At 70.8% G+C, this 12836-nt stretch carries 9 protein-coding genes; all 9 read right to left on the bottom strand.

The genetic code is table 11. The annotated features are described in order from the left end of the window. Positions 1-387: 387 nt before the first annotated feature. The 9 genes from HO151_RS04505 to ndk all read right to left on the bottom strand — a co-directional run bounded on the left by HO151_RS04505 (position 388) and on the right by ndk (position 12453). A complete protein-coding gene (locus HO151_RS04505) occupies positions 388-1182 on the bottom strand; it encodes a TIGR03936 family radical SAM-associated protein (protein ID WP_173894818.1) in 795 nt (264 codons plus the stop codon). A gap of 234 nt (positions 1183-1416) precedes the next feature. Then, the gene (locus HO151_RS04500) at positions 1417-3375 is read right to left on the bottom strand and encodes a TIGR03960 family B12-binding radical SAM protein (protein WP_173894817.1); all 1959 of its coding nucleotides are present in this window, start codon (positions 3373-3375) and stop codon (positions 1417-1419) included. 180 nt (positions 3376-3555) lie between these two features. Beyond that, positions 3556-5079: a CYTH and CHAD domain-containing protein gene (locus HO151_RS04495; protein ID WP_173894816.1), complete on the bottom strand. Its 1524-nt coding sequence runs from the start codon at positions 5077-5079 to the stop codon at positions 3556-3558. Between the two features lie 151 nt (positions 5080-5230). Beyond that, on the bottom strand, positions 5231-6430 hold the full coding sequence (gene rodA, locus HO151_RS04490; RefSeq protein ID WP_173894815.1) for a rod shape-determining protein RodA: 1200 nt from the start codon (positions 6428-6430) through the stop codon (positions 5231-5233). After that, a complete protein-coding gene (mrdA, locus tag HO151_RS04485; RefSeq protein ID WP_173894814.1) occupies positions 6427-8691 on the bottom strand; it encodes a penicillin-binding protein 2 in 2265 nt (754 codons plus the stop codon). Before mrdA ends, rodA begins: the two co-directional genes overlap by 4 nt. A 158-nt stretch (positions 8692-8849) precedes the next feature. Then, on the bottom strand, positions 8850-9524 hold the full coding sequence (gene mreD / locus HO151_RS04480; RefSeq protein ID WP_173894813.1) for a rod shape-determining protein MreD: 675 nt from the start codon (positions 9522-9524) through the stop codon (positions 8850-8852). 13 nt (positions 9525-9537) lie between these two features. Beyond that, positions 9538-10482, bottom strand: coding sequence for a rod shape-determining protein MreC (gene mreC, locus HO151_RS04475; protein ID WP_173894812.1), 945 nt, complete (start codon positions 10480-10482; stop codon positions 9538-9540). Between the two features lie 179 nt (positions 10483-10661). Then, positions 10662-11681, bottom strand: coding sequence for a rod shape-determining protein (locus HO151_RS04470; RefSeq protein WP_081217257.1), 1020 nt, complete (start codon positions 11679-11681; stop codon positions 10662-10664). Positions 11682-12039: 358 nt separating this feature from the next. Next, positions 12040-12453 carry a nucleoside-diphosphate kinase gene (gene ndk / locus HO151_RS04465; RefSeq protein ID WP_173894811.1) on the bottom strand — a complete coding sequence of 138 codons (414 nt, stop codon included), beginning with the start codon at positions 12451-12453 and terminating at the stop codon, positions 12040-12042. Positions 12454-12836 lie beyond the last annotated feature (383 nt).

The following is a 12836-nucleotide window of genomic DNA, read 5'->3' as shown; positions in this document are numbered from 1 at the left end:
CGAGGGCGGTCCCGCGGGCCGGGAGGCGGCGCGACGGCGGCGGCGCGGCGGCAGCGTGTCGCTGGGAGTGTCGTGGTCGGACCCGCTGAGAGGCTCAGTGGGCTCGTTGGGCTCAGTCGGTTCGGTGGGCTCGAGCATGCGGGTGGATCTCCCGTCAGGCTCCCGGGCGCCGCGGATCCGGTGACGTCCGCGGCTCGCGCGTTGCGCGGTGCCGCCGTCCGGGGCGCGGGCGCCGCACGGGAGCTCTCTGTGTCCTGTCTCGCCGGTTCCGTACGCCCTGTGTGCGTACGGCCTGGCGAAAGTCTTGTGGTCGGTGCGCTGCCCGAACCAGGTGGCTCCCGGATACCAGGGCGGCGCTTCGACGTACGTCCCTACGCGGGACCTTCCTTACACCGACGCCTTCGCGGCGGCAACTGCGGTGTCCCCGGAAAGAACCGGGGAGGGTGCTGCTGCCTCGCGGTCGGGCGCGAGCGGGTCGGTCACCGTGCCGGTCTCTTCATCGAACAGCCCCTGCGCCAGCCTGGTCACCGCTGCGGGGACCGGCGGCGCCAGGTCGGCCACAGCTCGGAGACCGGACAGGACGTCGTCAGGTCGAACGGCAGGCGTCACGTGCCGAACAACCAGCCGCAGTATCGCACAGGCCTGGCCGGTCGGCCTATCAGCCTGTGGGCCGTGTGCCGCCGACGGTGCGCTGTGCGCCTCCAGGCTCGCGACGGGGCCGCGGGCGTCGAAGGTGCGGATGCCGTTCTTCGCCTTGCGCTGCACCTCGACGGTCCCGGCCGCCGTGAAGGCGTCGGCCGCGCGCTCCGCGTCCGCCGGGGACACGCCGTCGAGGCGCAGCTCCCACACGGACGCGGTGAGGCGGTCGGCGAGACCCGACGTGCGGGCCTCCACGGCGTCGATGATGTCGAGCCCGACGGGCATCGACTCGTCGAGGAGCGCGCGCAGCGTCTCGGGATCACGCGGCTCGGTGAGCGCGATCTCCAGGTACTCCGCCTCACTGCCCGTGCCGGTGGGTGCGGCATTGGCGTACGACACCTTCGGATGCGGCGTGAACCCGGCCGAGTACGCCATGGGCACCTCGGCCCGGCGCAGCGCCCGCTCGAAGGCACGCTGGAAGTCACGGTGGCTGGTGAACCGGAGGCGGCCGCGCTTGGTGTAACGCAGTCGGATGCGCTGCACCGCGGGTGCGGGCGGCGGGCCTTCGGGCTGTCGCTTGCCCAGTGTCGCTCAGTCCTTCGTGAGTGCGGTCGTACTCCTACCTAGAGTACGTGTCCCGGCCGCGGACGGTTCCCGCCGGGAGCGGCCCGCTCCCGGCGGTCCGTACGGACCCACCACCGCGGTTTCCCGCTGCGCCCGTCCTCGAACGTGCCGCCACCGGCTTCACCCCTCCGTGGCGCATGACGCGGGAACCACTCAGTGGACGTGCCCGCCGGCCACCGGCTGCTTCACCGTCAGCGGCAGCAGCTTCTTGCCCGTCGGGCCCACCTGGATCTCGGTGGACATGGCGGGACATACGCCACAATCAAAACAAGGGGTCCACCGGCAGTCGTCGACCTCCGTCTCGTCGAGTGCGTCCTGCCAGTCCTCCCAGAGCCAGTCCTTGTCCAGGCCGGAGTCGAGGTGGTCCCAGGGCAGGACCTCCTCGTAGGTGCGCTCGCGGGTGGTGTACCAGTCGACGTCCACGCCGAACGCGGGGAGCGTCTTGTCGGCGCAGCGCATCCAGCGGTCGTACGAGAAGTGCTCGCGCCAGCCGTCGAAGCGGCCGCCGTCCTCGTAGACGGCGCGGATGACGGAGCCGATGCGGCGGTCGCCGCGGGAGAGCAGGCCCTCCACGATGCCGGGCTTGCCGTCGTGGTAGCGGAAGCCGATGGAGCGGCCGTACTTCTTGTCGCCGCGGATCTTGTCGCGGAGCTTCGTGAGGCGGGCGTCCGTCTCCTCGGCGGAGAGCTGCGGGGCCCACTGGAACGGCGTGTGGGGCTTGGGGACGAAGCCGCCGATGGAGACCGTGCAGCGGATGTCGTTCTGGCCGGAGACCTTGCGGCCCTCGGCGATCACGTTCATCGCCATGTCCGCGATCTGCAGGACGTCCTCGTCCGTCTCGGTGGGCAGGCCGCACATGAAGTACAGCTTGACCTGGCGCCAGCCGTTGCCGTACGCCGTCGAGACGGTCCGGATGAGGTCCTCCTCCGAGACCATCTTGTTGATGACCTTGCGCATGCGCTCGGAGCCGCCCTCGGGGGCGAAGGTCAGACCGGAGCGGCGGCCGTTGCGGGTCAGCTCGTTCGCCAGGTCCACGTTGAAGGCGTCGACGCGGGTGGAGGGGAGGGAGAGCCCGACCTTGTCCTCCTCGTACCGGTCGGCCAGGCCCTTGGCGATGTCGCCGATCTCGGAGTGGTCCGCCGAGGAGAGGGAGAGCAGGCCGACCTCCTCGAAGCCGGTCGCCTTCAGGCCCTTCTCGACCATCTCGCCGATGCCCGTGATGGAGCGCTCGCGGACCGGGCGGGTGATCATGCCCGCCTGGCAGAAGCGGCAGCCTCGGGTGCAGCCGCGGAAGATCTCCACCGACATGCGTTCGTGGACGGTCTCCGCGAGCGGCACGAGGGGCTGCTTCGGGTAGGGCCACTCGTCCAGGTCCATGACGGTGTGCTTGGACACGCGCCACGGGACGCCGGACCTGTTGGGGACCACCCGGGCGATACGGCCGTCGGCGAGGTACTCCACGTCGTAGAAGGCGGGGATGTAGACCGATCCCGTCCTCGCGAGGCGGAAGAGGACCTCCTCGCGTCCGCCGGGGCGGCCCTCCGCCTTCCAGGCGCGGATGATGTCCGTCATGTCGAGCACGGCCTGCTCGCCGTCGCCGATGATCGCCGCGTCGATGAAGTCGGCGATCGGCTCGGGGTTGAAGGCGGCGTGGCCGCCGGCCAGGACGATCGGGTCGTCGAGGCCGCGGTCCTTCGACTCCAGCGGGATGCCGGCCAGGTCGAGGGCGGTCAGCATGTTCGTGTAGCCCAGCTCCGTGGAGAAGGACAGGCCGAACACGTCGAACGCCTTCACCGGGCGGTGGGCGTCCACCGTGAACTGCGGGACGCCGTGCTCGCGCATCAGCTCCTCCAGGTCCGGCCAGACGCTGTACGTGCGCTCGGCCAGCACGCCCTCGCGCTCGTTGAGGACCTCGTAGAGGATCATGACGCCCTGGTTGGGCAGTCCGACCTCGTACGCGTCCGGGTACATCAGCGCCCAGCGGACGTCGCAGGCCTCCCAGGGCTTGACGGTGGAGTTGAGCTCTCCGCCGACGTACTGGATCGGCTTCTGCACATGCGGGAGCAGGGCTTCGAGCTGTGGGAACACCGACGCAGCGGCTTCGGCAGGCATGTCGCGAACCTTCGTGAGCTGACAAGGGGTGACTGTCAAGCGTAACGTGCCCGGGGGTGCGGTTCGTCCGCCGGCGGGTGCCGGCCGGGCGGGACCCGCCGGGCACCGGTCGTCGTGCGGCCGCGGGTCCGTCGGGGCCGAGCGCGCAGTTCCCCGCGCCCCTGAAAGGCGCGGCTCCGCCTAGAAGGCGCTCTCGCCCTGGATCGACTCCCATGCCTCCGGCAGGGCGGCCTCGGCCGTCGCCGCCCTCTGTTCCTCGCGGCCGTACAGGACGCCGTACGTGAAGGCGCTCTCCGTCGCCACGTGTGCCTGGTCGGCCAGGTCGCGCAGTGCCTGCCTGGCCATCACGCTGTCCTGGTGCTCGCCGAGCAGGCTCTGGAGGGCCTTCATGTCGCGCACCAGTTCCTTCGCGGGTTCGCCGAGGACGGGGGCGGCGAGCTCGGCGGCGTACCGGGTGCGCTTGGCCTTCTTACGGGCCTCGTGGATCGCCAGGTCGCGGGTCTCCCCGGACTCCAGGGCGACGGCCTCGGCGACCAGGCCGGACAGCTGCGCGAAGTCCTTGCGGACCGCCTTCGTGAGCGTCTTCCCGGTGGTGTCCGCGGCGGCGCTCCGCAGCGGCGGGGTGACGAGCAGCGCGTCGAGGGTGGTGAGGAGGTCCAGGTAGCGCCCGCCGTCGAGGACCGCGACGAGGCGGTGCCGGGAGCCGGACCTGCGGGCCTGGGCCCAGGTGCGCAGGCGGTCGTGGACGGGTCCGGAGAGCAGAGCGGGCGGCAGGCCGTCGAGGGCGGCCGTGAGCCGCTCGGTCAGGACCTCGCGGTCGCGGTCGGCGCCGAGCTCCCCCGCCAGCCACTTCAGCTCGTCGCGGACCGGGTCGGTGACGGTCCGGTCCAGGACGGCGCCGTACGAGCGGAAGGTGCTGCGCAGCCGGCGGGTGGCGACGCGCATGCTGTGCACGGCGTCGTGGACGTCGCGCCGGACGGCCGGGTCGAGCGCGACGATCGCGTCGCGCTGGGCCCGGACGTACGCGAGGACGTGGTCGCCCGCGGTGACCGGCGCCGCCGCCACGACGGCCTCCTTGCGCGGCCTGCGGCCCGTCTCGCTCAGCGCCCTGGCCAGCTTGGACGAGGACGCCGAGCGGGACACACCGGCCTTGCGGAGTTTCTTCTCCACCTTGTCGAGGATCGCGGGGTCGCTCCCGTCCGCCAGCTCGACCTCGATCTCGGTCCACTCGGTGGTGCCGTCGCCGCCGCTGAGCCGTTCGGCGCGTACGCGGTCGAGGCTGATCTCGGCGAGCAGGCCGCCGGACCCGTCGACGAGGTGGCGGACGTCGCGGGCCGAGCGCAGCCGGACGACGGGGACCAGTTCGGCGTCGCGCGTACGGGAGCGGACGAGGCCGGTGAGGGCGGGCGGCACGGTGTCGGACAGCGGGGCGTGGATCTCGTCCCGCACTCCGTCGGAGACGGGGAGTTTCAGGTGCCAGCCGGCGTCGTGGCCGCCGGTGCGGCGGCGCAGGGTGAGGGACGCGGCGGCGAGGCGCTGGTCCGCCGTGTCGTAGTAGGTCGCGTCGAGTTCGACGACGCCCCGGTCGACGACGGCCGAGACGCCCCGGACCCGGGTCAGGTCCGGCAGATCCGACAGGTTCGACGGTCCCGTGCCGGCGCCGGCTTCGTACTTGCGCTCAATCTCCCGCTTCGTGTCCACCATGACTTGAATCTAGGCCCCGGGAACGGTAAGGGAAACCGCGCCCCCGCGGGGCGCCCCTGGGGGGCGCGGGGAACTGCGCGCTCAGCCACGGACGACCGGCACCCGGAAACCCGCCGCGCCCCTCAGGACCCCGCCGAACCCAGTGGAACGCCTACGCCGACATGGGCCGCTGCACCCTGATCGACTGCAGCAGCCCCACCGCCACCCACACCGCGAACATCGACGAGCCTCCGTACGAGACGAAGGGCAGGGGCAGGCCCGCGACCGGCATGATGCCGAGGGTCATCCCGACGTTCTCGAAGGACTGGAAGGCGAACCAGGCGATGATCCCGGCGGCGACGATCGTGCCGTACAGCTCGGTCGTCTCGCGGGCGATGCGGCAGGCCCGCCACAGGACGACGCCGAGCAGGACCAGGATGAGGCCGGCGCCGACGAAGCCGAGTTCCTCGCCCGCGACGGTGAAGACGAAGTCCGTCTGCTGCTCGGGCACGAACTGGCCGGTGGTCTGCGAGCCCTTGCCGAGGCCGGTGCCGAACAGGCCGCCGGAGCCGATCGCGATCCGCGCCTGGTTGGTGTTGTAGCCGACGCCGGCCGGGTCGAGCTCGGGGTTGGCGAACGCGGCGAAGCGGTTGATCTGGTACTCGTCGAGGATCTTGAGCTGCCAGACCGCGACCGCCCCGAGCGCGCCCGCCCCGATCAGGCCGAAGATCCAGCGGTTGGAGGCGCCGGAGGCGAGGAGCACCCCCAGCACGATGATGACCATCACCATGACCGAGCCGAGGTCGGGCATGAGCAGGACGACCAGTATCGGTACGACGGCCAGGCCCAGCGCCTGCAGGACCGTGCGGTGGTCGGGGTACGGTTTGTCGCCCGCGTCGACCCGGGCCGCGAGCAGCATCGCCATGCCCAGGATGATCGTGATCTTCACGAACTCGGAGGGCTGGAGCGAGAAGCCGCCGCCGATGACGATCCACGCGTGCGCGCCGTTGATGGTCGCGCCGAGCGGGGTCAGCACCAGCAGGACCAGCAGCACGGAGATGCCGTACAGGATCGGTACGGCCGTGCGCAGGGTGCGGTGGCCCAGCCAGACCGTGCCGATCATCAGGGCGAAGCCGATGCCGGTATTGAGCAGGTGCCGGAACAGGAAGTAGTACGGGTCGCCCTGGTTGAGCTCGGTGCGGTTGCGGGTCGCCGAGTAGACGAGGGCCGCGCCGATGAAGGAGAGCGCGAGGGCCGAGAACAGTATCGGCCAGTCGAGCCTGCGGGCCAGGGAGTCGCGGGCGAACAGCCGGGTCCAGCCGGCGCGTTCGGGACCGTACCCGGAGACGGAGAAGCCGTGCGCGCCGGTCATACGAGCGACCTCCGCCCCTTCTTGAGGCCCTTCGGGTTCCCCGGGCGCCTGCGGGCGGCCCGGTTGGTGCCCGTGCCGGAGGCGGGCACGGTGGCGGCCGGGCCGTCGTACGCCACCTGCTGCTGCCCCTCCTCGGTGGCCTGCTCGTCGGCCTTGGGCGGGTAGACCCCGACCTTCGGGGCGTCGATCGACCCGTCCTTCTCGATCTTCGGCAGGCTCTTCTGCGGCGTGGGCAGCAGCGCCTTCCTCCTGTCGATCTCGCCGTCCTCGGAGACGCCGTACAGCGCGTTGTAGATCTTGCGCACGGCGGGGGCCGAGGCGCCGGAGCCGGTACCACCCTGGGAGATGGTCATGACGACCGTGTACTCCTTGGTGTAGGTGGTGAACCACGAGGTGGTCTGCTTGCCGTAGACCTCGGCGGTACCCGTCTTGGCGTGCATCGGGATCTCGTCCTGCGGCCAGCCGCCGAACCTCCAGGCGGCCGATCCGCGGGTCGCGACCCCCTCCAGGGCACCGTCTATCTCGTCGCGGGTCTGCTTCGACATCGGCAGCCTCCCGTGCGACTTCGGCTTGATCTCCCGGACGTCCTTGCCGTCCGCGCTGATGATCGCCTTGCCGACGGTCGGGTCGTAGAGCGTGCCGCCGTTGGCGATGGCCCCGTAGATCGTCGCCATCTGGATCGGGGTGACGAGGGTGTCGCCCTGGCCGATCGAGTAGTTGACGGAGTCACCGGCGCGCATCCTGTTGCCTTCGAGGCAGTTCTCGTACGCGATCTGCTGGGCGTACGAGCCGCCCTTCTTGCCGTACTTGCACCAGGCGTCCTTGTTGGCCTTCCAGTAGTCCTGCTTCCACCGGCGGTCGGGGACGCGGCCGCTGACCTCGTTGGGCAGGTCGATGCCGGTCTCCTTGCCGAGGCCGAACTGGTGGGCGGTCCGGTAGAACCAGTCCTTGGCGTCCTTCTTCGGCTTGATGCCGCCGTCCTTCTTCCACTGCTCGTGGGCGAGGCTGTAGAAGACGGTGTCGCAGGAGACCTCCAGGGCGCGGCCGAGGCTGATCGGGCCGTACCCCTTGGACTCGAAGTTCTTGAAGACCTGGCCGCCGATGGAGTACGAGGCGCCGCACTGGTAGGGCCCGTTGAAGGAGTAGCCGGCCTTTATGGCGGCGGCCGTCGAGATGACCTTGAAGACCGAGCCGGGGGCCGACTGGCCCTGGATCGCGCGGTTCAGGAGCGGGTAGTTGGACTCCTTGCCGGTGAGCCGGGTGTAGTCCTTGCCGGAGATGCCGCCGACCCAGGCGTTCGGGTCGTACGACGGGTTGGAGGCCATCGACACGACGCGGCCGGTGGCGTTCTCCATGACGACCACGGCGCCGGAGTCGGCCTTGTAGTTCACCCCGGTGTTCCGGTCGTGCTCCTTGCGGGCGTCCTTCATGGCCTCGTTCAGCTCGTACTCGGCGACGCGCTGGACGCGGGAGTCGATGCTGGTGACGACGTTCGCGCCGGGCTGGGCCTTGTCGCTCTCGGCCTGGCCGATGACGCGGCCGAGGTTGTCGACCTCGTAGCGGGTGACGCCCGCCTTGCCGCGCAGTTCCTTGTCGTACTGGCGCTCCAGGCCCGAGCGGCCCACCTGGTCGGAGCGCAGGTACGGCGAGTCGGTGTGCTCGGCCTTGGTGATCTCCTCGTCGGTGACGGGCGAGAGGTAGCCGAGGACCTGGGCGGTGTTGGCCCCGCCGGGGGCGGCGTAGCGGCGGACGGCCTGCGGCTCGGCGGTAATGCCGGGGAAGTCCTCGGCACGCTCGCGGATCTGCAGGGCCTGCTTGGGCGTGGCCTCGTCGGTGATGGGGATCGGCTGGTAGGGCGAGCCGTTCCAGCAGGGCTGCGGTGTCTTGGAGTCGCACAGCCGGACCTTGTCCAGGACGTCCGAGGTCTTCATGCCGAGGACGGCCGCGAGCTTGGTGAGGACGGCGTCGCCGTCGTCCTTCATCTTCATCAGGTCGGTCCGGGACGCGGAGACCACGAGGCGGGTCTCGTTGTCGGCGATCGGCACCCCGCGGGCGTCCAGGATCGAGCCGCGCACGGCGGGGCTGACGACCTGCTGGACGTGGTTGCCGGAGGCCTCCTTGGCGTACTCGTCGCCGTTGCGGATCTGGAGGTACCAGAGGCGTCCGCCGAGGGTGCCGAGGAGGGACAGTACGAGGATCTGGATGACGACGAGCCGGATCTGGACCCGGGGGGTCCGGCCGGTCTCGGGGATGTTGGTCACTGCTCTCCTCCCTCAGCTCGTTCGGTGGGCCGACGCGGTGCGGCTCGTCCGGTGGGCCGGTGTCGTGCGGCCCGTTCGGTGGGCCGGTGTCGTGCGGCTCGTTCGGTGGGCCGGTGTCGTGCGGCCCGTTCGGTGGGCCGGTGTGGTGGGCGCGGTCGTCACAGCCGCTTGACCCCCTTGATGCGTCCCGCGCGGGCCATCCGGGCCTTGGCGGCCTTCGCCTTCAGTCCGCCGCCGCGCCGGCCGCCGAGGCTCAGACCCGTGCCGGAGGACAGCAGGCCCGGGGCGACGTCGGCCGACTTCGCGGAGCCGCCGGTGTCGGCGAGCGGGTCGTTCTCCGCGCGCCGGGCCAGCGCCATGATCCCGGGGACCACGAACGGGGCGAGCAGCAGGTCGTACAGGGCGGCCGTGAACAGCAGGTTGCCCAGGCCGACATGGCGGGCGGCGGTGTCCCCGACGAGGGCGCCCACCCCCGCGTACAGGAGGGTGGAGCCGACCGCGGCGGCCACCACCACGGCCATGGGGCCGGTCGCGGACTTGAGCTGGCCGTTGTCGGGCTTGGCGAGTCCGGCGAGGTAGCCGATGACGCACAGCACCAGGGCGTAGCGCCCGGCGGCGTGGTCGGCGGGCGGGGCCAAGTCGGCGAGCAGACCGGCGCCGAAGCCGACGAGGGCGCCGCCGACGTGGCCGTAGACCAGGGCGAGACCGAGGACGGTGAGCAGCAGGAGGTCCGGTACCGCGCCCGGCAGGTGCAGGCGGGCGAGGACGCTGACCTGGATCACCAGGGCGACGACCACCAGGGCCGTGGAGAGCAGCATTCGGTTGAAGCGCATGGGGGATCAGCTCCTACTGCTCTTGCTGCAGGCCGTCGGCGGGCGCGCCCGCCGAGGGCGTGACCGTCACGGTCACGGTCGGCCTGGGTGTGGGCTTGGGCGCGGGCGGCAGCACCGGGTCGCGCGGGTCCTTGCGCGGGGCCTGGACGACGACACCGACGACGTCGAGCTTGGAGAAGGACACGAACGGCGTGACGTGGATCGTGCGGGTCAGGTCGCCGCCGGAGGGGTCGACGCGGGAGACCGTGCCGACGGGGACGCCGGGCACGAACGGCTTGTCGGCCTGGGAGCCGAAGGTGACCAGCCGGTCGCCCTTCTTGATCTTGGCCTTGCCGTTGAGCAGTTCCACCCGCAGCGGGCGGTCGCCCTGGCCGGAGGCGAAGCCGAGTTCGTCGGTGGACTCCATGCGCGTACCGACCGTGAAATCGGGGTCGTTGGCGAGCAGCACGGTGGCGGTGTTCGGTCCCACGGTGGTGACGCGGCCGACCAGTCCGTCTCCGTTGAGGACGGTCATGTCGCGTTCGATGCCGTCGTTCGCGCCGGCGTCGATGGTGACGGTCCAGGAGAAGCCCTGGGCCGCGCCTATGGCGATGACTTCGGCGCCCTTGATGCCGTACCGCCCGGCGCCCGCCGTCCTGAGCATCTTGTCGAGCTGCGCGCCACGGCTGCGGTTGCGCTCGTCGCTGCCCAGCTTCGCCTTCAACTCGGCGTTCTCGCGCTCCAGTCGGGTGACGCGGTCGTGGCGGTCACCGGAGTCCCGCACGGCCTGGATCGCGTTGCCGACGGGGTCGACGGCGGTGGCCACCCCGTCCTCGATCGGGCCGAAGACCGTGGCGGCACCGCGACGGGCGCCGTCGACCGGGGAGTCCTCACCCCCGCGGATGTCCACCGTGATCAAGGCGAACGCGATGGCGATCAGCAGCACCAGGAGCAGCCGGCTCTCTCGTGTGTCCCTCACGTGCGACGGCCGTGCCTTCCTCGTCGGAATTCATGTATGACCCACCCACCTGGGTCCCGAAGAACCCCGGAGCGCCCGGAGGGCGTGGCCCGCGGGGGGTAGGGGGAGCTTATGCCTCGATATCAACGATCCGCCGTACGAGAGGAGATCATCTCGTACGGCGGAATCGAAGAGTTACGTCATCTGCGTGGCTGGGCGTCCAGCACCTGCTGGAGCGCCTCGAACTCCTCGACGCACTTGCCGGAGCCGAGCGCCACACTGTCCAGCGGGTCCTCGGCGATGTGGATCGGCATGCCCGTCTCGCGGCGCAGCCGCTCGTCGAGGCCGCGCAGCAGGGCGCCGCCGCCGGTCAGGACGATCCCGCGGTCCATGACGTCGCCGGACAGCTCCGGCGGGCACTTGTCGAGGGTGGTCTTGACGGCGTCGACGATCGCGTTGACCGGTTCCTCGATCGCCTTGCGGACCTCGGCCGCCGAGATGACGACGGTCTTCGGCAGGCCCGAGACCAGGTCCCGGCCGCGGATCTCGGTGTGCTCGTCGGTGTCGAGGTCGTACGCGGAGCCGATCGTGATCTTGATCTGCTCGGCCGTCCGCTCACCGAGGAGGAGCGAGTACTCCTTCTTGATGTGCTGGATGATCGCGTTGTCCAGCTCGTCGCCGGCCACGCGGATGGACTGTGCGGTGACGATTCCGCCGAGCGAGATGACCGCGACCTCGGTGGTGCCGCCGCCGATGTCCACCACCATGTTGCCCGTGGCCTCGTGGACCGGCAGGCCGGAGCCGATGGCCGCGGCCATGGGCTCCTCGATGATGTGCACCTGGCGGGCGCCGGCCTGGGACGACGCCTCGATGACGGCGCGGCGCTCGACGCCCGTGATGCCGGAGGGCACGCAGACGACGACGCGGGGACGGGCGAGGTAGCGCCGCTTGTGGATCTTCAGGATGAAGTAGCGGAGCATGCGCTCGGTGATCTCGAAGTCGGCGATGACGCCGTCCTTCAGCGGGCGCACGGCGACGATGTTGCCCGGCGTCCGTCCGATCATCTTCTTCGCTTCCGCGCCGACCGCGAGGATGCCACCGGTGTTGGTGTTGATCGCGACGACGGACGGTTCGTTGAGTACGATCCCGCGACCCCTGACGTACACCAGCGTGTTGGCGGTCCCGAGGTCGACAGCCATGTCACGGCCGATGAACGACATTGAGTTCCCCATCAGGATTCGTCTGGCCTTCCCAAGTGGAGCTTTTTATGGCTTTTCAGGACGGCGAGGGTGAGCGCTGTGACGTGAAGACTCCATCGTAGTCTCGCCTGCACGAACACTGCGCGAGGGTCTCCGCCATTGTCACCGTACGACGCGCGGCCCCGCTCCTGGAGACGGGCGATCGGGGGAATCCGTTCCCCCGATCGGCACGCGTGTGCCGGTGAACATCCACCATTCTGCGGGACCCTGGGCCGGACACCTACTTGTCTGACAAGGCTTCAGAAGATTTTCACCGCGGCGTGGCCACGGGACCCGCGCGGGCGGGTCGCGCGGCCACGCCGGTCGGCCGGTCGACCGGTCAGGCGAGGCCGGGGAAGAAGATCTTCATCTCGCGCTCGGCGGACTCCTCGGAGTCCGAGGCGTGGATCAGGTTCTCGCGGACGATCACACCGAAGTCACCGCGGATGGAACCGGGGGCGGCCGCGATCGGGTCGGTCGGGCCCGCGAGCGCCCGTACGCCCTCGATGACGCGCTCTCCCTCGACGACCAGCGCCACGACCGGACCGGAGGCCATGAACTCGACCAGCGGCTCGTAGAAGGGCTTGCCCTTGTGCTCGCCGTAGTGCTGCTCCAGCGTGTCCTGGTCCAGGGTGCGCAGCTCCAGCGCGGTGATCTGCCAGCCGGCCTTGCGCTCGATACGGCTGATGATCTCGCCGGTCAGGCCGCGACGGACCGCGTCGGGCTTGAGGAGGACGAGGGTGCGCTGGCTCACGGTGGTGGCTCCTTCGGGTCACGGGTGTGCGGATGACGAGGCTACAGGGCGTGTTCCGACATGCGTTACGCAGTGTCAGCTGCTATGGACACCGCCCGGTCACGGGGCAGGGGCGCAGCCCCGCCCTTCAGGAACGCCGCAGGTGCAGGGCAGGGGCGCAGCCCCACCCCTCAGGAACACCGCAGGTGCAGGGCAGGGGCGCAGCCCCACCCCTCAGGGACGCCGCGGGTGCAGGACAGGGGCACGAACCCGCCCCTCAGGGGCGCGGGGAACTGCGCGAACGGCCCCCACCGGACCCGCGGACGACATCCGGGGCGGCGGTCCCCCGGGAGCCGGGGCGGCAGCCCTCCGGGGTGCCGGGGCGGCGGAGCTCCGGGGTGCCG

It is taken from the genome of Streptomyces sp. 8P21H-1 (genome assembly GCF_013302945.1).
Note: the sequence above shows the minus strand (reverse complement) of the source record. Positions and strands in the feature narration are given on the sequence as shown.